The organism is Citrobacter sp. RHBSTW-00029 (assembly GCF_014104295.1).
Taxonomy (GTDB): Bacteria; Pseudomonadota; Gammaproteobacteria; order Enterobacterales; family Enterobacteriaceae; genus Citrobacter; species Citrobacter youngae.
Genome location: NZ_JABXRT010000001.1, coordinates 2,682,251 through 2,705,587 on the forward strand (window position 1 = coordinate 2,682,251; position 23,337 = coordinate 2,705,587).

17 protein-coding genes are annotated in these 23,337 nt (G+C 51.5%); 4 read left to right on the forward strand and 13 right to left on the reverse strand.

Annotated features, from left to right (window positions below; genetic code table 11):
* Positions 1-92: 92 nt before the first annotated feature.
* The gene (uvrB, locus tag HV041_RS13255) at positions 93-2,114 is read right to left on the reverse strand and encodes an excinuclease ABC subunit UvrB (RefSeq protein ID WP_121584389.1); all 2,022 of its coding nucleotides are present in this window, start codon (positions 2,112-2,114) and stop codon (positions 93-95) included.
* A gap of 768 nt (positions 2,115-2,882) precedes the next feature.
* Between uvrB and HV041_RS13260 the strand changes: the two genes are divergently transcribed.
* The gene (locus tag HV041_RS13260; protein WP_061067567.1) at positions 2,883-3,605 is read left to right on the forward strand and encodes an ATP-binding cassette domain-containing protein; all 723 of its coding nucleotides are present in this window, start codon (positions 2,883-2,885) and stop codon (positions 3,603-3,605) included.
* On the opposite strand, the gene bioD is transcribed toward HV041_RS13260, so the two are convergent.
* Genes bioD through bioB form a run of 4 tightly spaced genes read right to left on the reverse strand, consistent with a single transcriptional unit; the run spans position 3,571 to position 7,195 of the window.
* The gene (gene bioD, locus HV041_RS13265) at positions 3,571-4,269 is read right to left on the reverse strand and encodes a dethiobiotin synthase (protein ID WP_061067566.1); all 699 of its coding nucleotides are present in this window, start codon (positions 4,267-4,269) and stop codon (positions 3,571-3,573) included. The genes HV041_RS13260 and bioD overlap by 35 nt on opposite strands.
* Positions 4,232-5,017 (reverse strand): malonyl-ACP O-methyltransferase BioC, encoded by a 786-nt coding sequence (bioC, locus tag HV041_RS13270; RefSeq protein WP_101741871.1) that lies wholly within the window; start codon positions 5,015-5,017, stop codon positions 4,232-4,234. Before bioC ends, bioD begins: the two co-directional genes overlap by 38 nt.
* The gene (gene bioF / locus HV041_RS13275; RefSeq protein ID WP_121584388.1) at positions 5,001-6,158 is read right to left on the reverse strand and encodes an 8-amino-7-oxononanoate synthase; all 1,158 of its coding nucleotides are present in this window, start codon (positions 6,156-6,158) and stop codon (positions 5,001-5,003) included. The genes bioC and bioF overlap by 17 nt, the downstream gene beginning before the upstream one ends.
* Positions 6,155-7,195 carry a biotin synthase BioB gene (gene bioB / locus HV041_RS13280; RefSeq protein WP_182294229.1) on the reverse strand — a complete coding sequence of 347 codons (1,041 nt, stop codon included), beginning with the start codon at positions 7,193-7,195 and terminating at the stop codon, positions 6,155-6,157. The genes bioF and bioB overlap by 4 nt, the downstream gene beginning before the upstream one ends.
* A gap of 76 nt (positions 7,196-7,271) precedes the next feature.
* On the opposite strand from bioB, the gene bioA reads away from it, so the two are divergent.
* A complete protein-coding gene (bioA, locus tag HV041_RS13285) occupies positions 7,272-8,561 on the forward strand; it encodes an adenosylmethionine--8-amino-7-oxononanoate transaminase (protein WP_121584386.1) in 1,290 nt (429 codons plus the stop codon).
* Positions 8,562-8,618: 57 nt separating this feature from the next.
* Positions 8,619-9,095 (forward strand): kinase inhibitor, encoded by a 477-nt coding sequence (locus tag HV041_RS13290; protein WP_121584385.1) that lies wholly within the window; start codon positions 8,619-8,621, stop codon positions 9,093-9,095.
* 89 nt (positions 9,096-9,184) lie between these two features.
* On the opposite strand, the gene hutH is transcribed toward HV041_RS13290, so the two are convergent.
* The 5 genes from hutH to hutI form a co-directional block, all read right to left on the reverse strand.
* Positions 9,185-10,705, reverse strand: a complete 1,521-nt coding sequence (hutH, locus tag HV041_RS13295) for a histidine ammonia-lyase (protein WP_121584384.1) — start codon at positions 10,703-10,705, stop codon at positions 9,185-9,187.
* 1 nt (position 10,706) lies between these two features.
* Positions 10,707-12,392: a urocanate hydratase gene (gene hutU, locus HV041_RS13300; protein WP_032942756.1), complete on the reverse strand. Its 1,686-nt coding sequence runs from the start codon at positions 12,390-12,392 to the stop codon at positions 10,707-10,709.
* A 136-nt stretch (positions 12,393-12,528) separates the two neighbouring features.
* Positions 12,529-13,248: a histidine utilization repressor gene (locus HV041_RS13305; RefSeq protein ID WP_003023059.1), complete on the reverse strand. Its 720-nt coding sequence runs from the start codon at positions 13,246-13,248 to the stop codon at positions 12,529-12,531.
* Between the two features lie 87 nt (positions 13,249-13,335).
* Entirely contained in the window at positions 13,336-14,277 is a 942-nt protein-coding gene (hutG, locus tag HV041_RS13310) for a formimidoylglutamase (RefSeq protein ID WP_121584383.1), read from the reverse strand.
* Positions 14,274-15,497, reverse strand: a complete 1,224-nt coding sequence (hutI, locus tag HV041_RS13315; protein ID WP_182294230.1) for an imidazolonepropionase — start codon at positions 15,495-15,497, stop codon at positions 14,274-14,276. The genes hutG and hutI overlap by 4 nt, the downstream gene beginning before the upstream one ends.
* A 224-nt stretch (positions 15,498-15,721) precedes the next feature.
* Between hutI and HV041_RS13320 the strand changes: the two genes are divergently transcribed.
* Positions 15,722-17,005 (forward strand): putative acyl-CoA thioester hydrolase, encoded by a 1,284-nt coding sequence (locus HV041_RS13320; RefSeq protein ID WP_116361035.1) that lies wholly within the window; start codon positions 15,722-15,724, stop codon positions 17,003-17,005.
* 47 nt (positions 17,006-17,052) lie between these two features.
* On the opposite strand, the gene HV041_RS13325 is transcribed toward HV041_RS13320, so the two are convergent.
* From HV041_RS13325 to pgl, 3 genes are all read right to left on the reverse strand, one after another.
* Positions 17,053-19,137: a hypothetical protein gene (locus HV041_RS13325; RefSeq protein ID WP_153070200.1), complete on the reverse strand. Its 2,085-nt coding sequence runs from the start codon at positions 19,135-19,137 to the stop codon at positions 17,053-17,055.
* Between the two features lie 35 nt (positions 19,138-19,172).
* Positions 19,173-20,978, reverse strand: a complete 1,806-nt coding sequence (locus tag HV041_RS13330) for a hypothetical protein (RefSeq protein WP_226814101.1) — start codon at positions 20,976-20,978, stop codon at positions 19,173-19,175.
* 1,337 nt (positions 20,979-22,315) lie between these two features.
* Entirely contained in the window at positions 22,316-23,311 is a 996-nt protein-coding gene (gene pgl, locus HV041_RS13335) for a 6-phosphogluconolactonase (protein ID WP_115643689.1), read from the reverse strand.
* Positions 23,312-23,337: the final 26 nt, after the last annotated feature.

Here is a 23,337-nt window from a genome sequence, read left to right on the forward strand (position 1 = left end):
GTATTTGCCTGATGCGCTGCGCTTATCAGGCCTACAAACACGATCTACCCTGTAGGCCGGATAAAGGGTTTACCCCGCCATCCGGCTACGCGTTAAGACGCCGCGATAAACAGCTCGCGCAGTTGATGCAACTGGTCGCGGATCGTCGCGGCCTCTTCGAACTCAAGGTTCTGGGCATGCTGCATCATCTGACCTTCTAACTCGTGAATCTTCTGCTGCAGCGCTTTCGGCGTCATGTCCAGCTCAACAACCTCGGATTTCGCCCCGGCACGCGACTTCCCTTTACCTTTCGCTTTGGTCTTCGCAATATTCTGCCCCAACGCCAGAATATCAACGACTTTCTTGTTCAGCCCCTGTGGCGTAATACCGTGCTCTTCGTTATACAGTTGCTGTTTCTCGCGACGACGTTCGGTTTCACCAATGGCCTTCGCCATCGATGCGGTAATTTTATCGCCGTAGAGAATCGCTTTACCGTTGATGTTACGCGCCGCTCGACCTATGGTCTGGATAAGCGATCGTTCCGAACGCAGGAACCCTTCTTTGTCCGCATCCAGAATCGCCACCAGAGAGACCTCAGGCATGTCCAGGCCTTCTCGCAACAGGTTGATACCAACCAGCACGTCAAACTCGCCCAGGCGCAAATCACGAATGATTTCCATACGTTCCACGGTATCGATGTCGGAGTGCAGATAGCGCACCCGCTCGCCATGTTCTTCGAGGTATTCGGTGAGATCCTCCGCCATGCGTTTGGTGAGCGTTGTGACCAACACACGTTCGTTAATCGCCGCACGGGTGCGGATCTCCGACAGCAGGTCATCAACCTGTGTCGCCACCGGACGCACTTCAATGACCGGATCCAGCAGGCCGGTCGGTCGTACCACCTGATCGACCACTTCATCACCGGATTTCTCCAGCTCATAGTTGCCCGGCGTCGCTGAGACGTAGATGGTTTGTGGGGCCAACGCCTCAAATTCTTCAAATTTGAGCGGGCGGTTATCCAGCGCCGACGGCAGACGGAATCCGTATTCGACCAGGGTCTCTTTACGTGCCCGGTCGCCACGGTACATGCCACCAATTTGCGGAATCGTAACGTGGGATTCATCCACCACCAGCAGGCCATCGGCAGGCAGGTAATCAAACAGCGTCGGCGGCGGCTCGCCAGGGCCGCGCCCGGACAGATAGCGGGAGTAGTTTTCAATCCCCGAGCAGTAACCCAGCTCGTTCATCATTTCCAGATCGAACTGCGTACGCTGGCTTAAACGCTGTTCTTCTACCAGTTTGTTGTTCGCCAGCAGGACTTTACGCCGCTCCGCCAGCTCGACTTTAATTTCTTCCATTGCCTGCACGATACGTTCGCGCGGTGTCACGTAGTGGGTTTTCGGGTAAATGGTGAAGCGCGAAATAGTGGATTCAACCTGCCCGGTTAGCGGGTCGAACAGCGACAAGCGCTCAACTTCTTCATCAAACAGTTCAACACGCAGCGCGATATCGTCAGATTCGGCCGGAAAGATGTCGATCACCTCACCACGCACGCGGAACGTCCCGCGCTGGAATACCTGATCGTTACGCGTGTATTGCAGTTCAGCAAGCCGGCGCAGGATCGCGCGCTGGTCGATAATCATCCCCACCGTCAGATGCAACATCATCTTCAGATACAGATCCGGATCGCCCAGACCATAGATCGCGGAAACAGAGGCCACCACCACCACATCCCGCCGTTCAAGCAGGGCTTTGGTCGCCGACAAACGCATCTGTTCAATGTGTTCGTTTACCGACGCATCTTTCTCGATAAAAGTATCAGAGCTCGGGACATAAGCCTCCGGCTGATAATAGTCGTAGTAGGAGACGAAATATTCCACTGCGTTATCCGGGAAGAACTCTTTCATCTCGCCGTACAACTGGGCTGCGAGGGTTTTGTTAGGGGCCAGCACCATCGTCGGACGCTGTAAATCCGCAATCACGTTGGCAATAGTGAATGTTTTCCCCGACCCCGTCACCCCGAGCAGCGTCTGATGCGCCAGACCATCCTCCAGCCCTTCTTCCAGGCGACGAATCGCCTCAGGCTGATCGCCAGAGGGTTTAAAAGCGGAATTCAGTTTGAACGGTTTACTCATGAGCAGCTACCTGAAGCAATGGGCGGGCAGGTGTGTAATTTTACTCGCAGTAGTATATTTTGCCAGTAAAATATACTGGATAAAAAAACAGTAACGCACCAGAATATTTCTGTTACGCCATCAGAATGCCCGTCAGAGCAGGCTAAAATTTTGGCGCTGGCGAGATAAAAAACCAGTAAAAATGTGTTATCCCCAAACCAATGACTTTTTTAACATTTGTCAAGACAGCAGATGAAAGTTTTATGGCAACGCATGACACTTCCGCGACAGCCATTGCTTTTATCTAACATTCTGTATTTCAATAACTATTCTCTCGAGCCGTCTTTCGCATCAATTTAGTCGCAGGCCGCGTCTTCTCTCGCTTACATTGTGTTTTCTAACTCTAATACACAAGGTTATCCACAGGAATAGTGGATAACTGCCTCCAGCCCGTGCTGACTGCCGCCTGGCAAAAACACCGACTTGCTCTTTTCGGGTGGGATAAAAAAAAATTATCGCCATTTTTTTATATTTATCAGCCAACGGAGCCCTGGAGGCTGTCGAGATCTTGCTCGCATTTTCACCATTTACCTTCCTGCACCATCCCGACGCGACCAGGCACTGGCAATGTGCGCAAAATTAACCCGGATCGTTAAAAACCAGACATCGCTGCCGATGGATCACGCTATCCCGCTGTTTTTCGCGCATTTCCCATTTGTGGCAAGAGATTTGCAATTTTCTTCTGCTCCCCGGCCTGTCGGGCGGATAACTTCATGATGGAGAAAACCTATGTTGAGTCTTCGCGCAGTGAATCACTATTACGGTAACCAGCACACGCTATGGGATGTGGATCTCGACCTGCAGCCCGGCAAGTGTACTGGTGTGCTGGGACTTCCGGGGATGGGGAAAACGACGCTGGCCAATTGCATCATCGGCAATTTGCCTATCGAAAGCGGTACGATGGTCTGGCATCAGGCAGGCGCGCCACCGCGCGATCTGAGTCCGATCCCGGCGGCAAATCGCATTGCGCTGGGTATTAACTCCGTTTCACAACAGAGACGGATTTTTTCGCAACTGACGGTCGAGGAAAATCTGCATATTGCGCGCCAGGCGGTTGAAGAAAGCGAAACAATGAACAGCAGCGATATATACCGCCTCTTCCCACAGTTGTACAGTCTGCGTCAGACCAAAGGGGTTGCCTTATCTGAGGATAATCAGCACCAGCTCGCACTCGCCAGCGCGCTGGTTACACGCCCACGCCTGCTAATCCTCGATGAGCCTACGCGAGGAACGGGCCAGGCGTATATCCACAAGCTGGGGAACCTGATTGTGAGGCTAAGCCAGGAGTTGGGCATCGCTATAATGCTCGCAGAGCAAAGCCTGCCGTTTATTCGTCGAGTCGCTGATTGCTATTGCCTGTTACATCGCGGACGCAATGTGGCCCAGGGACAACTGGCGCAGCTCAGCGACCCGTTTCTTAACGACTGGATGGCGCCAGAGGCAAAACGCTAAGGTCGAGATAGTGCCCTGTCGTTGCGCGTTCTGGCTCGTCCTCCAGCCATGGGATTTCCCCCAGCAGCGGAGCCGGAATCGCGCGTTTCAGCGTTGCCATATATTCAGCATGGCGTTTCCCTGGCGGAGTCACATCATTGGCGACCCACCCCGCCAGCGTCAACCCAGCCTGTTGTACCGCTTGCGCAGTCAGAATGGCATGGTTGATGCAGCCAAGCTTGACGCCAACCACCATAATCACCGGCAGTTGTTCTGTTTGTACCCAGTCAGAAAAACTCAGCGTGGGTGAAAGCGGCGTAAACCAACCGCCAGCGCCTTCCACCAGCACCCAGTCAGCCTGCTCTTCCAGCTTACGTAACCCCGCAGACATCACTGAGGCCTGAATAGGGCGACCTTCGTCAGCGCTGATGATATGCGGTGACGTGGGTTCGGCAAAGGTATAGGGATTGATTGCCGTATAGTGCACTGCCACAGCGCTGTTGCGCTGTAATGCCAGAGCATCGCTATTACGCAGACCCTCAGCCGTTATTTCACTACCGGACGCCACGGGCTTATAGCCGACCGTTCGATAACCCAATTGCCCCGCGGCCTGCAGGAGCGCACAGCTGGCAATTGTTTTACCAACCTCAGTGTCCGTCCCGGTGACAAAATACGTTCTGGTCACGTTGAATTACTCCTAAAAAAAGTTGATACGTCAGCGGGTATTTTCCCTGTACAGAGGGCCAGGCTAACTGTAACTGCTGCAGCTGTGAACGGGTCAGTACGCGCTGTTCGCGTCCATCATGGAGATGCGTCGCACCGATCCCTTTGAGCGAGCGCATGGCGCTCAACGCATCGTCAAACCACAGTGTCACCGGATGAAGCTGATACTCGACGTCCCAGCCATGCAGAGCCTTTTCAAGTTGCTCCACGGGCAAGAAACGGTTGGTGTGCTCCCGGTCATCTACCGCTTGCCACGCCCGGCGTAATTCCGGCATCGAGCCGTGTGCCAGGGTACTAAACGCCACCGTGCCTCCGGGGCGCACAACCCGGCAAAGCTCACTTAACGCGCCGTGTAAATCGCTGCACCACTGCACCGCCAGATTGCTCCAGGCCAGGTCAAAAGTGGCAGAGTTTTGAGGGATGGCTTCAATATCCGCCAGCAGATAGTGGTGGGCGGCATTTTGCCGCTGTGCCTCTGCCAGCATTTGTTCAGAAAGATCCAGTGCGCTGACTTCGCTTCCCTGCTCACGCCAGTAGCGACTCATGCGCCCTGGGCCGCACCCCGCATCCAGTACCCGTGCATAATCCCGTTCACCAAGCAGCGCCAGCAAGGCGTCGGCGCTTTGGCACTGTAGCCCGGCATGTTGTTCATAGTGGGAAGCGGCGCGTCCAAATGCAGCAGCAATGGCCTGCTTATTGACCTGCGCCATGCAGCACCTCCAGCAAGCGGTCGATATCCTGGCATTCATGCGCCTGCGTCAGCGTCAGCCGTAATCTGGCGGTGCCGACCGGTACCGTAGGAGGCCGGATGGCGGTCACCCAACAACCTTGGGCGCGTAAAACCTCCGCCAGTTGCAGTGCTTTATGGTTATCGCCCACGATCAATGGCTGGATGGCACTGTCTGAGTTTGCCAGCGTGAAATCCGCAATATCCAGGCCAGCACGAAAACGTTGGATCAGCATGGCCAGTTTTTCCCGGCGTTCATCGCCCTCACGGCTGCGGATCACCGCCAGCGCGGCGCGTAAGGCCTGCGCCTGCGCCGGAGGCATGCTGGTGCTGTAAATCAGGTGACGGGCAAACTGCAGCAGATAATCGGCCACGCTGTCTGAACACAGGATTGCCGCGCCGCTGACGCCAAATCCTTTCCCGAAGGTCACCACTAACAGCTCAGGTTTCACCTGCTGTCGGAAGCATGAGCCGCGCCCTTCCTCACCGCTAACGCCTATACCGTGGGCATCATCCACCAGCAACCACGCATTCTGGCGTTGCGCCTCAGCGTGAATTTCCGCCAGCGGTGCGCTGTCGCCATCCATGCTGAACACGCCTTCGGTCACCACCAACTGCTGCCCCGGACAGGGGGCAGACAGCAGACGAGCCAAATGTTGCGGGTCGTTATGGGTAAAACGGCGTAACACGGCGGGACTCAGACTGGCCGCTTCCAGCAACGACGCATGGCTGAGGCGGTCGGCGACAATCCGGTCATCTTTTCCCATCAACGCTGTGATCACCGCCTGGTTGGCGGCGAAACCGGAAATGAACAGCAATGCTCGTGAATAACCCAGCCATTGCGCCAGTTCGTCTTCCAGCGCCTGATGCGCGATGGAATAGCCGCTAACATGGCCTGAACCCCCGCTGCCGACGCCAAAACGTTCAGCCCCCTGCTGCCAGGCACAGACTATCTGTGGATGGTGACTCAACCCCAGATAATCGTTACTGGAAAAATTCAGATACTGACGCCCCTCGGCCAACAACCAGCGCCCTGCCCCCTGTGTCACCGCATAGCGGCGACGCAGAGCATCAGCAGAACGACGCAAAGTGAGCGCATCGTCAATTTTTTGCTGCCAGGTCATACGGTTGCCGCGTTGTAGTAGTCGTCTGTATCCGGGGTGCGCAACGTCTGCTCCAGACGTTGCTGCTGTTCGTTATCACCCGCCAGTACCGCCGTTTGCTGCGGATTCAGACCGAGTTTGCGGAATAAAAGCAGATCTTTGTCTTCGTTCGGGTTGGGTGTAGTGAGCAGTTTGCAGCCGTAGAAAATCGAGTTGGCCCCGGCCATAAAACACATTGCCTGGGTCTGTTCGTTCATCTGCTCGCGCCCGGCAGAAAGACGCACGTACGAGGTCGGCATCATGATGCGCGCGACAGCGATAGTACGAATAAAATCAAACGCATCCACATCGTCGTTATCGGCCAGCGGCGTGCCCTTTACTTTCACCAGCATGTTAATGGGGATGCTTTCCGGCGGTGTGGGTAGGTTCGCCAGTTGCAGCAATAAACCGGCACGATCGGTAACCGTTTCCCCTAACCCCACGATACCGCCAGAGCAGACTTTAATCCCCGCCTCACGCACTTTATCCAGCGTATCAAGTCGCTCCTGGTACGAACGGGTGGTGATGATATTACCGTAGAACTCCGGCGAGGTATCGAGGTTGTGGTTGTAGTAGTCCAGACCCGCATTGGCCAGGCGCTGGGCCTGAGATTCGTCCAGCGTGCCCAGCGTCATACAGGCTTCCAGCCCCAGTTCTTTCACGCCCTGAACCATTTGTTCCAGGTACGGCATATCGCGTTCGTGCGGGTTCTTCCACGCCGCGCCCATGCAAAACCGCGTTGAACCGGCTTGTTTCGCCTTACGTGCAGAGTCCAGAACCTGTTCAACTTCCATCAAACGTTCCGTTTCCAGTCCGGTTTTATAGCGGGAACTTTGCGGGCAGTATTTGCAGTCTTCCGGGCAAGCACCGGTCTTAATCGACAGCAGCGTACTGACCTGAACCTGCCGCGGATCGAAATGCTGACGATGAACCTGCTGCGCTTCAAACAACAGATCCAATAGCGGTTTTTCAAATAATTCGGTGACTTGCGACATTGTCCAGCGAGAAGAATGAGCCATATTGGTATACGTTTCGTTGTTAGTTTGGTGTAGACTCGTAAACCTAAATCTTTTTAATTTGGTTTACAAGTCGATTATGACAACGGACGATCTTGCGTTTGACCAACGCCATATCTGGCACCCTTACACCTCCATGACCTCCCCGCTACCGGTTTATCCGGTGGCCAGTGCCGAAGGTTGTGAACTGATATTAGCCAACGGTGAGCGGCTGATTGACGGTATGTCATCCTGGTGGGCGGCAATCCACGGTTACAATCACCCGCAGCTGAATGCCGCGATGAAAACGCAGATTGATGCCATGTCGCACGTGATGTTTGGCGGCATTACCCATGCCCCGGCTATTGCGCTGTGTCGCCAGTTGGTGGCGATGACGCCCGAGGCGCTGGAGTGCGTTTTTCTCGCGGATTCTGGTTCGGTCGCCGTGGAAGTTGCGATGAAAATGGCGCTGCAATACTGGCAGGCCAAAGGTGAATCCCGTCAGCGTTTCCTGACGTTTCGTAACGGTTATCACGGCGATACTTTCGGCGCAATGTCGGTCTGCGATCCCGACAACTCGATGCACAGTCTGTGGAAGGGTTATCTGCCGGAGAACCTGTTTGCGCCCGCCCCGCAAAGCCGCATGGGCGGCGAGTGGGACGAACTGGATATGGTACCGTTCGCCCGCCTGATGGCCGCACATCGCCACGAAATTGCGGCGGTGATCCTTGAACCAATCGTACAAGGCGCTGGCGGCATGCGCATGTACCATCCTGAGTGGTTAAAGCGCATCCGTAAGATGTGTGACCGTGAAGGTATCCTGTTGATTGCCGATGAAATCGCCACCGGATTTGGTCGCACCGGCAAAATGTTTGCCTGTGAACACGCCGATATCACCCCGGATATTTTGTGCCTTGGCAAAGCGTTAACCGGCGGGACAATGACCCTTTCCGCGACTCTGACCACCCGCCAGGTCGCGGAAACCATCAGCAACGGTGAAGCCGGATGTTTTATGCACGGCCCGACTTTCATGGGCAATCCACTGGCCTGCGCCGTCGCCTCCGCCAGCCTGTCGTTACTCGAAACCGGCGAGTGGCGCTCGCAGGTAGCGAACATAGAAGCGCAACTGCGGGCAGAGCTCGCCCCGGCGGCTGATTCCCGTTGGGTCGCCGACGTGCGCGTGCTTGGTGCCATCGGCGTCATCGAAACCACGCATCCGGTGAATATGGCCGCTTTACAGAAGTTCTTTGTCGAACAGGGCGTGTGGGTAAGACCGTTTGGTAAGCTCATTTATCTGATGCCGCCGTACATCATCAAGCCCGAACAACTGCGTCGTCTGACCCAGGCCGTCAACGAGGCTGTGCGCAATGCAACATTTTTTAGCGATTAATCAGCGGTAAGCTCTACGGTTTCTGGCTACACTTTTTGGCTAACGAGAGGAGTCAGCATGAAACTAATCAGTAACGCTCTGCGCGATGGCGAAAAGCTTCCTCATCGCCACGTCTTTAACGGCATGGGATATGACGGGGATAATATTTCCCCGCACCTGGCATGGGATGATGTGCCCGCTGGGACTAAAAGCTTTGTCGTGACCTGTTACGATCCTGATGCGCCAACCGGCTCCGGCTGGTGGCACTGGGTGGTGGTTAACCTGCCTGCAGATACCCGGGTTTTACCACAAGGGTACGGCTCGGGGCTGGTTGCGTTGCCGGAAGGCGTGCTGCAAACACGCACGGATTTTGGTAAAGCAGGTTATGGTGGCGCTGCGCCGCCGAAAGGGGAAACCCATCGCTATATCTTTACGGTTCATGCGCTGGATGTGGAGCGTATTGATGTCGATGAGGACGCCAGCGGCGCGATGGTTGGATTTAACGTCCATTTCCACTCGCTCGCCAGCGCCTCAATTACGGCGATGTTTAGCTAACCTCCGTGCCGGATGGCAACGCTAACGCGTTTTATCCGGCCTACGAGCTGGTTTGTAGGCCGGATAAGCGCCAGCGCCATCCGGCATTTTTACAGAAACTCCGGAACTAAATGCAGCAACGCGCCCTGCGCTAACAGTTCGGTCGCGCACTCGATATCCGGGGCAAAAAAACGGTCCTGTGTATAGTGGGCAACCTGCTCACGTAGCGTCTGGCGCGCCTGCTCCAGCAGCGGGCTTGAGGTTAACCCTTCACGCAGGTCAATCCCCTGACACGCCGCCAGCCACTCTACGGCAATCACGCCGCGCGTATTCGCCGCCATCTCCCACAGTCTGCGGCCCGCCGCTGGCGCCATTGAGACATGATCTTCCTGGTTGGCGGAGGTTGGCAGGCTGTCCACGCTATGCGGATGCGCCAGCGCTTTGTTCTCGCTCGCCAGCGCGGCAGCCGTGACTTGAGCAATCATAAAGCCGGAGTTCACCCCACCGTTTTTCACCAAAAACGGCGGCAGTTGCGACATGTGTTTATCCATCATCAGCGCAATACGTCGCTCCGATAACGAGCCGATTTCGGCAATCGCCAGCGCCAGATTATCTGCCGCCATCGCCACCGGTTCAGCATGGAAGTTACCGCCGGAAATGACATCCCCCTCTTCGGCAAATACCAGCGGGTTGTCGGAAACCGCGTTGGCTTCGACCAGCAGAACATCCATTGCCTGGCGCATTTGCGTCAGACACGCCCCCATCACCTGCGGCTGACAGCGCAGAGAATACGGATCCTGCACTTTCTCACAGTTATGATGCGACTGCGAAAGCGCGCTGGTGTCGGTCAATACGTGACGATACAGCGTCGCGGCATCAATCTGCCCACGCTGTCCTCGTGCGGCATGAATACGGGCATCAAACGGACGACGAGAGCCCAGCACGGCTTCGGTGGTCAGCGCCCCGCACACCGTTGCAGACGCGAACAGCTCCTGAGCTTCAATTAATCCGCGCAGCGCAAAGGCGGTGGACGCCTGAGTTCCGTTGAGCAGCGCCAGCCCTTCTTTCGCCTCCAGCGTAATCGGCTCCAGCCCGGCCTTTTTCAGCGCTTCGGTCGCCGGGAGCCATTCCCCCTGCCAGCGCGCCTTCCCTTCTCCGAGCAGCGTCAAAGACATATGCGCCAGCGGCGCCAGGTCACCCGATGCCCCCACTGAGCCTTTCGCCGGGATCAGTGGATACACCTCGGCATTCACCAGCGCAATCAGCGCTTCAATCACGCTCAGGCGAATACCGGAAAAACCGCGCGCCAGGCTGTTGATTTTCAGCACCATAATCAGACGCACCATCGCGTCGTCCAGCGCCTCGCCGACACCTGCCGCATGGGAAAGCACCAGCGAGCGCTGCAAATTTTGCAAATCTTCCGTGGCGATACGGGTCTGGGCCAGCAGGCCAAAGCCGGTATTAATGCCATACGCCGTACGGCCTTCAGCGACAATATTATTGACGCAGGCGACGCTGGCGTTGATAGCATCAATCGCGGCAGCATCGAGGCTCAGTTTGACCGGCTGCTGCCAGATGTCGCGTAGTTGCACAAAGCTCAGATGACCCGGTGTTAATGTCATGGTGTTCATATCAGCGTTTCTCCTGCGTCGCAGCAATCATCGGCAAATTCAGCCCTTCTTCGACGGCGCATTCCACCGCAATGTCATATCCGGCGTCGGCGTGACGCATCACCCCGGTCGCCGGATCGTTGTGTAAGACCCGGGCGATACGCGCCGCGGCTTCATCGGTACCATCACACACAATCACCATCCCGGCATGCTGAGAGAAGCCCATTCCTACCCCGCCACCGTGGTGCAGCGACACCCAGGTCGCGCCGCTGGCGGTATTAAGCAGCGCATTCAACAGTGGCCAGTCGGATACGGCGTCTGAACCGTCGCGCATGGCCTCGGTTTCGCGGTTCGGGCTGGCAACGGAGCCAGAGTCCAGATGATCGCGGCCAATAACAATCGGCGCGGACACTTCACCGCTACGTACCATTTCGTTAAACGCCAGCCCCAGCTTTTGCCGCCATTCCAGCCCGACCCAGCAGATACGCGCCGGTAAACCCTGGAAATTAATCCGCTCACGCGCCATATCCAGCCAGTGGTGCAGATGCTTATCGTCAGCCACGATCTCTTTCACTTTGGCATCGGTTTTATAAATATCCTGCGGATCGCCGGAAAGCGCCACCCAACGGAACGGGCCAATGCCGCGACAGAACAACGGTCGAATATAAGCAGGTACGAAGCCGGGGAAATCAAAGGCATTTTCCACGCCCATCTCTTTGGCCATCTGGCGAATGTTGTTGCCGTAATCAAACGTTGGTACACCCATTTTGCTAAACGCCAGCATCGCCTCAACGTGCGTTGCCATTGAACGTTTCGCCGCCTGCACCGTGCCCTGCGGATCGGACACCGCTTTTGCCTGATACTCTTCCCAGCTCCAGCCAGACGGCAGATAACCATGCAGCGGATCGTGGGCGCTGGTCTGGTCGGTGACCATATCCGGGCGCACACCGCGCTTCACCAGTTCCGGCACAACGTCGGCGGCGTTAGCACACAGCGCAATGGAGACCGCTTTACCCTCGCGAGTGTATTTGTCGATACGCGCCAGCGCATCGTCAAGCGATGTCGCCTGCTCGTCCACGTAACGGGTACGCAGACGGAAATCGATTCGGCTTTGCTGGCATTCAATGTTCAGCGAGCATGCGCCCGCAAGCGTAGCGGCTAACGGCTGCGCACCACCCATGCCGCCCAGCCCGGCGGTCAGAACCCAGCGTCCGCTCAGGTTACCCTGATAATGCTGACGCCCGGCCTCAACGAAGGTTTCATAAGTGCCCTGTACGATGCCCTGACTGCCGATGTAGATCCAGCTCCCGGCGGTCATCTGGCCATACATCGCCAGCCCTTTGGCATCCAGTTCATTAAAGTGTTCCCAGGTAGCCCAGTGCGGCACCAGGTTGGAGTTGGCAATCAGCACGCGCGGTGCGTTGTCGTGAGTTTTAAATACGCCTACCGGTTTTCCGGACTGGACCAGCAGCGTCTCATCGGTCTCCAGTTTGGTCAGCGCGTTGACGATGGCGTCATAGCATTCCCAGTCCCGTGCGGCGCGGCCAATCCCGCCGTAAACCACCAGCTCATGCGGATTTTCCGCCACATCGGGATCCAGATTATTCATTAACATGCGCAGCGGCGCTTCGGTCAGCCAGCTTTTGGCCGTTAAGGTGGTGCCGCGTGGGGCACGAATATCCTGCTGACGATATTTGCTATGGGACATGACAGAAAACTCCTCGCGAACGTCGGATAGATAAGTAACATATACTTGTCTATACAAGTCACCGCAAGGATGATTTTAACAATTAAGATACATTTTTATTATATTGCGTCAGCAATCACGGTTTTCATGTCCTGTATCAGGACATAAACCGCCCTTGCAGGCGATAGCGGGAACCCGGGAACAGCAAACGGGCATGAGAGACAATAGAAGACGCAGACCAGGTCTTGCGGCGGATCAGCAGGCAGGGATCGTGTTCTTTGATATTCAGCAGCGCGCACTCTTCAGCGCTGGCACGTACCGCTTCAACAATATGCTCACCTTCCGTTAAAGGGGCTATCAGCGACAGGTAAGCGTGCGGCGTAGTCTGGCTGTAATCCTGCGCCAGGTACTCCGGCACAATTTCGGCATTCACGCAGCGATCTTCAATCTGTACCGGCAGATCGTTCTCGTAGTGCACCATGACAGAGTGAAAAATAGAGGTGCCTTCTTTGACGTTTAATACCAAAGCCTGCTGCGCGTTTGCCCGGGTTCTTTCCAGCGTCAGCACTTCGCACCGGTGCTGATGCTGACGGGCGTTGATTTCATCCGCGATGCTGCGAATTTCAAACAGCGCGGACTGACCTTTTGGCTCGGCGACAAACGTCCCCACGCCCTGCAAACGCACCAGTAAACCTTCATCCGTTAACTCACGCAGCGCCCGGTTGATGGTCATGCGGCTAAAACCATACTGCGCCACCAGCTCTGCCTCAGACGGAATGCGATCGTGAGGTTGCCAGATACCGCTGGCAATTTTTTCGCTGATCTCCTGTTTGACCTTTTCGTAAAAAGGAGCCGGAGCAGAACGGGATGGGAGCATGCGTGAGCCTTCCTTAAGCTGAAAATGTGAGTGGGTACAGTTTACAGGCATTACCCGAACCTGATAAGCGCTACGCCATCAGGTATGTCAGTGCCACCAGTGGGCGATTTGCCAGCCTAATCGCGCCGCAACCCGCGCAGCCCTGCCATCATCATCAAAACGCGGGTTAAACTCAACCATATCTACCGCCTGGAGTTTACCGCTGCGACAAAGAGGTTCAATCAGCCCCAACAACGTCGCCAGCGGGACACCCAACGCGGCAGGCGCGGATACGGCGGGCATTTCCCACACCGGCAGCACGTCGAGGTCGATTGTCAGATAGATGACATCCATGTTTGCAACAAATTGCGCCAGCTGCGCCTGCGCCGTATGACAGTGCAGATCTTCGACCACGGTAACCCCCAGCCGTTGCGCTTCATCCCAAAGCGCCTGGGTGTTTGCCGCCCGGCTGACGCCAACGCAGGCGTAATGAAATTCACGCTGCTGTTGCTCACAGAGGTGCGCCAGTTGACGAAACGGCGTACCGGAAGTGGGTTGTTCGGCGTAGCGTAGGTCCAGGTGCGCATCGAGGTTAACAATCCCCACTTTTGCCTGCGGGAAGGCATCCAACACTCCTGCACCATGCGCAAATGCCGTTTCATGTCCCCCGCCCAACACGAAGGTGCGCATCTCCGCCTGCAGGCAACGCTGCACCGCTGTACGCAGCGCCTGCTGAGCACCTTCAAGGTCGGGAGCCTGGGCCACAATGTTTCCCAAATCGACCAACCGTTGATGACCCGCGTGACTGGCTAAATTGGCCAGTGCTTTACGCAGCGCGTCCGGCGCTCCGGCGGCTCCCGTGCGTCCCTGATTACGTTTAACGCCTTCGTCGCAGGCAAACCCGAGCAACGCTATCTGCTCGCGATACATTTCTGGGCTAAACGTCGGGCTCTGGGTGATAGTCTGAAACAGGCGCAGCGCATTCGGCGATTCGGCCCGGTCATCACGTCCCTGCCACAGCGCAGGAGAAGCGGGTTGCCAGTTGGTCATGATGGTTGCCCTTTAAATACACGTTGATAGATTGGGTTGCGACCAGGTTCATAGAGAATTTCGACCGGGAGTTCGGCATCCCACACCACAAAGTCGGCCACAAACCCGGCTTTCAGTTGACCGTGAGTGGCATGACGCCCCAGCGCGCGGGCAGCATGACGGGTTACCCCCGCCCATGCCTCTTCCGGCGTTAAGCCAAACTGTACACAGGCCATATTCATCGCCCAGTGCAGGCTAATAAACGGGCTGGTGCCGGGGTTGTAGTCGGTCGCCACCGCCATCGGAACCTGATACTGACGTAATAACTCGACTGGCGGACGCTGTTTCTCTTTGAGGAAATAAAAAGCGCCGGGCAATAGCACACCGACCGTACCGCTTTGGCTCATCGCCGCCACGCCCGCTTCATCCAGATATTCAATGTGATCGGCGGATAAGCCGTGATAGCGGCTTACCAACTGTGCGCCGCCAAGCAATGACAGTTGTTCGACATGACCTTTAACCGGGATACCCAGCGCCTGCGCAGCCTGAAACACCCGCTCACTCTGCGCCAACGAAAAACCAACGCTTTCACAGAACAGATCAACGGTCTCAAACAGACCTTGTTCCCACAGCTGCGGCAAAATGGTCTCGCACACCAGCGTAATATAGTCGTCAGGATCATCACGGAATTCCGCTGGCGTCGCATGCGCGGCCAACAGCGTCGGGCTGATTTCAACGATATTCTCTGCCGCCAGCGCTGCCACCACGCGCAATATTTTCTCTTCTGTCGGCAAATCCAGACCGTAGCCGGATTTTATTTCCAGCAGCGTAACACCTTCTTTGATCAGCTGTTCCATCCGCTGATGGGCTACCTGTAAGAGTTGTTCATCGGAGGCGCTGCGCGTCGCCGACACGGTGGCATTAATCCCCCCACCCTGAGCGCTTATCTGCTGGTAGGAGACACCATTTAGCCGCTGCTCCCATTCACCTGCGCGGTTTCCGCCAAAGACGAGATGCGTATGGCAATCAATCAGGCCAGGCGTAATCAGCCTGCCCTGCATATCAAAAGTATTGTCATGTGTGAGATATAACGATGATTCCGGGACGATATCGCGAATCTTGCCCTGGCGGACGATCAGCGCGTGACCATCCACCAGCCCATACGGGGTATCACGTTCAGGATCCATGGTCGCCAGGCGGACATTACGCCAGATAGCATCATCAGGGAAAAATTGCTGCATTCGACTCACCACTTGTCATAGGTTGTATAGACATTTATTTTGCATCCTGTGGATGTTGTCAACCTGAAGGACCAAAATTGTTATCTAATTGTGATATAAGGACTCTCTACACCCGAGATTGCTGCTATAAAAAACAACTTTTTACCTTTTCACCTTCCCGTTTCGCTCAACTTAGTATAAAAAAGCAGGCTTCAATGGATAACTTTCAAAGCCCGGAGCAACCTGTGAACATTTCATCAGTTTCCCGTCTGGCGCTGGCTATGGCTTTTGGCGTGACGCTGACCGCCTGTAGCTCTACACCGCCCGATCAAATTCCTTCCGATCAGACCGCGCCAGGAACGTCTATGCGCCCAATTCTGTCGGCCAATGAAGCGAAAAATTTCGTCGCTGCGCACTATTTTTCCGCACTGACGCCAAACACTGCGCCGTGGAGCCCCTCTTCTATTACTTTGCCCGCGCAGCCTGACTTTGTCGTTGGCCCGGCAGGCACCCAGGGCGTGACGCATACCAGCATTCAGGCCGCGGTTGATGCGGCAATCATTAAACGTACCAACAAACGTCAGTACATCGCGATTATGCCAGGTGAATATCAGGGCACGGTCTACATCCCGGCAGCAACGGGAAGCCTGACGCTGTACGGTATGGGCGAAAAACCGCTGGATGTGAAAATTGGCCAGGCTATTGATGGCGAAATGAGCACCGCGGACTGGCGTCGTACGGTGAACCCAGGCGGTAAATATATGCCGGGTAAACCTGCGTGGTATATGTATGATAATTGCCAGAACAAGCGCGGCACCAACATCGGCGTGATGTGTTCTGCTGTCGTCTGGTCACAGAATAACGGCCTGCAATTGCAGAACCTGACCATCGAAAATAACCTCGGTGACAGCGTTGATGCGGGTAATCACCCGGCCGTTGCGCTGCGTACCGATGGCGATAAAGTGCAGATCGACAAGGTTAACATTCTGGGACGTCAGAACACCTTCTTCGTGACCAACAGCGGCGTACAAAACCGTCTGGAAAGCGATCGTCAACCGCGTACTCTGGTAACCAACAGCTACATTGAAGGCGATGTGGATATTGTTTCTGGTCGCGGCGCGGTGGTGTTCGATAACACCGATTTCCGCGTAGTGAACTCCCGCACCCAGCAGGAAGCGTACGTGTTTGCACCGGCTACCCTGTCCAACATCTACTACGGTTTCCTCGCCACCAATAGCCGCTTTACTGCAGCAGGCGATGGCGTCGCGCAGTTGGGCCGCTCGCTGGATATCGATTCCAACACTAACGGTCAGGTCGTTATCCGTGACAGCGTGATTAACGAAGGCTTTAACATGGCAAAACCATGGGCTGACAGCGTTATCGCAAAACGCCCGTTTGCCGGGAACACTGGTGCGGAAGATGACAAAGGTGAAATTCAGCGCAACCTGAACGACACCAACTTCAACCGCATGTGGGAATACAACAACCGCGGTATTGGTAGCAAAGTGGTCGCAGAACCGAAGCAGTAACAGCGAAAAGGGATGGCTTACTGCCATCCCTGAACATGCCTCTCTACTTATTGCACCAACACTGCCCGGTTGCTGTAAAGGCGGTTGAGTTCTTTTCTGCTGAGTCCGCGTTCTGAAGCCTTGCTTTGAGGTAAATCATCTGCGGGCTGTACAGCGACAGTTTCTTTTGTTTTTGTTCTGGATTCTTTATATTCTTTCACAAGACTGAACAGTTTTTCAGAATGCGTTTTAAGGTCTCCATTCTGCATCTGTTTAATTTCAACTTCATCATGAGCATTAAAAAATGCCGTAACAAACCTATCGAAATTGTCTTCCAGATGTACTTTTGTCATGGCATTGAGATCGTCACCCTTCATTGCAGCATCATTATTCATTGCAATTTGATTTAACATTGCTGCCGCAGAATGAAAAAGACAGTTACCATCACCGTTTACCTGAACAGGTTTCATTGATGATGGGCTAAAGCCATCATAATGTCCATCTTCTAAAAATACGAAAATATCCTTGTTAGTTTCCAACTCCGTCTCTATCTTTAATCCTCTATATACTAATTTCCAGTCAAGGTCAACACGACCAAGAAGTCCTCCATTACCATGCCCACCGTTCAAAACATGGAGACGAGTACCTTCACTTTCCAAATATGAGTAAAGAGCTAAAACAGCTATTTCGCCATCAATTTGTGAATGGAACTTATTAAAATCAATTTCATTGAGAATTTCTTTCTTCAAAAAAATTTCTTTTTTAGTTAACGCAACTTCAGGATTAGAAATTTTGACAGTTTGCGGCACTTCAGATGCACTATTGTCTACACGATATTTCTCCCCGATAAGTTCCATCACACTCGAGTTTACATCATCCGTGGATATCCCGGATTCATCATGGCGTTTAATGTTGTCGGTATTCTGGCTACTTCCTACTACTTGTTCATTTTTTTTAATAGAAGCTTCATTGCTGTTGCTGATAAGCGAACGGGGGGACTCCTGCAGACGGCGGATTTCCCGGCCACTCACCGTTTTCTTTATTGCATTATTTTCTTGCAATAATTGAGATGGCTCCTGGGATAGCAGCGGTAACGCCTGCGCCACGTTTTCGTTTACTGGTGACGACGCTGATTTCACAGAGGCTGCTGCTTTATCGGCTTCTAACTTAGTTTTAACCATATTAGATGACTCATCATCAAAGTAATAGTAACCTCCGTTACTTAACGATTTTTCAGTATGTGGACTAAATGTTTCAAAACCACTAACTCCATGCTTAAATAATCTTTGGCCTGACTTCAATTTCTCAATACTAAATCTCGTTGGCTCTAGCTGTTCAAAAATATTGTCTATAGATTCTTTATTATTACCAAGGATAATATTTTGTCTTTCATTAATAGGATGATACGACATTGTCTCATTGCCATTCCTTATACTTTCAAATTTTTTTATCAAAATCTCAGCAGGGAGCAGAAGGCAAGTTTTATTTCCTGTATTAGATCTTTTATTTACACCTTTAATGTTAACGTTAACAGATTCATCATTTTTATGTTCAGCTTCTAAAAAAATAGAATCTACTGGGATCTCAAGTGGAGTATCAAAAAACAAAGAAACATAATCAAGACTATCTTTTTCCTTAAAATTATCCAGAGAGCTTTGAATGCAGCTAAAACCCACCGTGGTATCATTCGCTACAGTTAAGACTGACGGTTTCAAAAAATTACTATTAAAAAAATAGATAAAGTCATTATACTTTTCAGGTTTTAATTGCAATCCTTTTTCTAAAAGAACATTCTTAATCAGGTCATCCTGCTTTTGTCTACGATTTTCCATATCTGTTTTAATTGCTTGATACGCAGAGGCCCCCTCTTCAGGGGTAGTACGCATAACGGAGTCTAAATTTTTTATTTGGATACTTTCCTCTTTTGATATTTCGTACCGCTTTGATACGAGTTCTATAATTTTCTGAATGTACTGTTTGCCGTACTTTTCTTCCAACTCAGTCTTGGGATTTTTAGTATCAATGTTTAATACAACATCAGGTTGCTGAAAACAAGCATTGAATTTATGAACATTCGTGCTTGCTAAATCATTCATATCTTTCACAGTGAGTTTAATGTCGGCAATAAATTTTTCTTTTTCTGATTTACTCATTGTCCTGATAATTCCATATTTTTTATTTTCAGGAATCATTTTTTTACAGCGATAATATCCTTTTTACTATATCCATCTGGAAATACCTCTGGTAAATTTGTTAAAACAAAATTTCTTTTATAAGTACAGCCTGGAATGGTATCAATTTTACCCTTCACCCCTGGTATTTTAAGATGCCCCGATCCTGATATTGGTGTATATTCTGTCGCATCTTCATTATACTTACCATTTGAATCATAAAAATATTTAATCTGTACAAGCAAATTCTTTTGCTTCTGCAATTCTGTGACGGTCATACCGTTTTCAGTAAACTCAACATCTTTAAATGGGATATTTATTTTTTCAAAAATTGACTTTTGCTCTTTAATTTCTTCAAGCAACTGTTTTCTTTCTGTTCTGTCAGAGGTTTTCCTGGCTATTTCCTCAAGAGCATTTACATTTTTTAACGTATATACTTTATTATTAAAGGTGATTTTAAACTCAGGAGTATTCGGCCCCTCTGGAACAGTCGATACATTTGATGCAAGGGTTTCATTACCGGAATGTAACCCAACAATCGGTTTATCTTCTACAGACTCACTGGATTGACTCACTGCAGCTTCAGTTGCCTGCGTATCAACAACATGCTCACTCACTTCAGGCTGACTGAGTTGCCCTACTGTAGCGTTAGTTTTTGCATTTTGCGGTAAATCACTAGCCCATTTTAGAAACTCATTAATTCTTTTTGCCTGTTTCTCAGTTGCGAGACATTGTTCTTTAGATTCTTTATTCTGATTATGGCTTAACGCCGTTCCGTTTACAGATGTTAATTTATCGTCATTAAGCGAGCGGATCTCTCTAAGCGCATGTGATGAAAATGTAAAATCAGCGCCTTTTATATCGACCATTTTTTCTATTGAAGAAAGCAAATACTTTAACTGGCTTTCTCTGGTGATTGCCAGATGATGATATTTCCTGGCCAATTCCCTGTTGGCCGATGTATGTTCTTTACCTGAATACGAGGCATACTTATCCCATGCAACAGTGGATTCTTGCTGTAAAAAAAGGACTTTATCTTTCAGAGATAATTGATTGTAATAGAACTTCACTACCGAAGAGGCTTTTGCAGCTTCCTTAACTGTCAAGGTCTCAATATGGTTGTCCAACCATGCGATTTGCTGCCTTGAACTTTCTCGCTCATACTTGTTTTTAAGCTCGTGAAGCCCAGATATCTTGCTATCTCTCAATTCCCTGAGCGTATTAATACCTTTCTGTGAAAACTCATTTTCTACATTATTGTTTTTAAGGCACTCTGCAACCATACTCGCCATACTACCGGGTTCTGCTCCGGTGATATTTTTCAACTCTATTTTAAGTGAGATAATTTCTTTACGATATGCTTTATTTTTTAACAGATTCAACTGTCTGGCTAGTTTACCAATCTCTTGTCCGTATTCTAAAGTTTTGGCATCATCATCCGTGATGCCATTATGCTCCAGATGATTGAGTAACTCCTTTTCCTTTCGTTTCAGTTCACTCTTAATTTTTTTAGGGTTTAGCGATGCCAGTTCCTCCAGACTGGAAATAGCACCCTTGATATTTTCCGCTCTCACTCTCGAAGAGACCGTCTTAACATCTTGTATTCCGCTAAAATCATTACTGTTCACCATGTTACCCAGAACTGTTCGATAGTCAGAATTAGCGTAAACAGTATTAATATACAGCTTGAATTTCTCACCATTATAAATCGTCGGAAGATATTTCGCCACATCAGCTTTAGATATAAACTTGAGACGTCCTTCTTTAACCAAATTCTCAATAACGGCACAACGGAGTTTATCTTTTTCTGTCCAGCCTTCCATGGATTTTGCAGACCAGTCCGCACACAGTGCATCCATCCCTTTAGTGTAGTTTTTTTACTGATAAATCGCGTTAGAGCCTGAGAATCTGCATGGCGTTTACTTTGTTCTAGCGATTCCCAATTTTTACCATTAGAGTTACGGAACATTGAATTGATATTATTCTGCAAATGATACAGCTTATCCTTTCCAAAAGACTCTTTAACATCAGCATCTGTTCCTATACCTATAACCCTGGCAGGAACACCACTACCAAATTCATGAATAAGAGAGTTTACACATTCACTGATTTTATTCTCTTGAAAAGATTTTGATGTATCCAGAAATGTGGGGAAGTAAGTCTGTAACGATTCTTTTCCATATAACACACCGAGAGGAAGTGCATTTTTTTCGTTAAGAATGATATTCTGATTCTTCTCACGGATAAATAACTTTAAATTCGCAATATTGTTTGATTTGTCAAAGGTGCTATATTCCGCCTCAGGTTCCTGCCAGGCAATTATATCACCCCATGAAATGTTCTTACCGTTATATTGAATTCCTTTAGCACTGATTAATTTATTTCCTTTACTATCGGTGGCACTATCAGCAATGAGTGTCATTCTTTCTTTTCTGTCTAACGTTCTGGCAAATGTAGTCCCCCCATCCTTCTCGACCAATGAATAGTGGACCAGAGGGTTACCAACATGTTTAGCAGGCACATGTAAGTTAAGGGTCCCCTTGCCATCACCGCTGCCAGAGTTAAGGGTCAAGGTCCCCATGACACTAACCTGCGCTTTTAGAGGCACGTCAATAGTGACCGTCGTATCACTTTTCGGTCGACAATCAGTGATACGTCGAACGGCGTGACATGTTTCAGCTCTGGAAAGTTTTTGGTCTGATGGATTAGATACAGATTTAATTTTATCCCTAAAGTTGTCTACCGTGTTGTTTCTGTATAATCGTTTCGGAATTGAGTTTTGTACTTCAGGTACAGTGCTCCATTGGCTTCCGGTATTCAATACATCAGTTGTACTCATATTATTCCTCCAGAATATAATCCATTTAACTATCACTATTTTGAATAAATGGAAGCAAACATATATGCATCATCTATTCTTTTCATTCTGTAGAATCTCATATGTTTTGAATGGAAAATTTCAAAAAACGCTCCATTTTCCGGAAAAGTTTTTTACGCAAAAATTCAGTGATGTTTAATGCAGAAAAAAGGAAGAAACCTAAATCGTCAACAAAAACGCGAGTACAACTGACTATAGAAGGGGATCAAACAGACAGAAACAGCAAAAGCATTCGCAATCAATCTTACAGATAGCGACGCCCGCTAACGGGCGTCGCTATTGTTAGTACGCGTTAATCACCACCCACATCGGACCTTGCCCTACCGCGTAGCGACCTTTCTCCGTCAACAGGCCTTGTTCGCCTGCAATCTCATACACCGCGATATGGTGCGATTTTTGCCCGGCGGCGATCAGGTATTTCCCACTGTGGTCGATATTAAAACCGCGCGGCTGGGTTTCGGTCGGCTGGAAGCCTTCTTTCGTCAGCACGCTCCCATCTTCTGAGACGCTAAACACCGTAATCAGACTGGCGGTACGGTCACAGGCATACAGATGACGACCATCTGGCGTAATATGGATATCTGCCGCCCAGCGGGTATCAGAGAAATCAGCAGGCATCATATCCAGCGTCTGCACACACTCAATTTTGCCATACGGATCTTTCAGTTCCCAGACGTCAACGGAGCTGTTCAACTCATTCACGCAGTAGGCATATTGCTGATTCGGATGGAATGCCATATGGCGCGGGCCTGCGCCTTCAACGGTAGTCACTTCCGCCGGCTCCTGCGCGACCAGATGACCATCATCGCTGACGGTGAACAGGCAGATACGATCCTGTTTCAACGCCGGAACCCATAGGGTACGGTTATCTGGTGAGATGTTGGCCGAGTGGCAGCCGTCCAGACCGTCAACCACGTCAACCAGCTCTACCGGCAGACCATCATCCAGACGGGTAACGCTCACGCTGCCCGCGTTATAAGAGCCAACAAACACAAAACGCCCCTGATGATCGGTAGAAATATGCGTTGGGCTCCCCGGCAGCGCAGACTCTGCCGCGAAGGTCAGCGCACCGTCATCAGGCGCAATACGGTAAGCCAGCACGCGAAACTCCGGGCGCACGCCAACATAGAGGTAGCGCTTATCCGGGCTGACGACCATCGGCTGTACCTGACCCGGCACATCAACCACCTGCGTCAGCGTCAGAGACCCCTCGTGATTCAGGCTCCAGACGTGAATTTGCTGACTCTCAGGGCTGGCGGTATAAACGGTTTGCTTCATGAAAACTCCTTTGCTTTTGGCAGGTG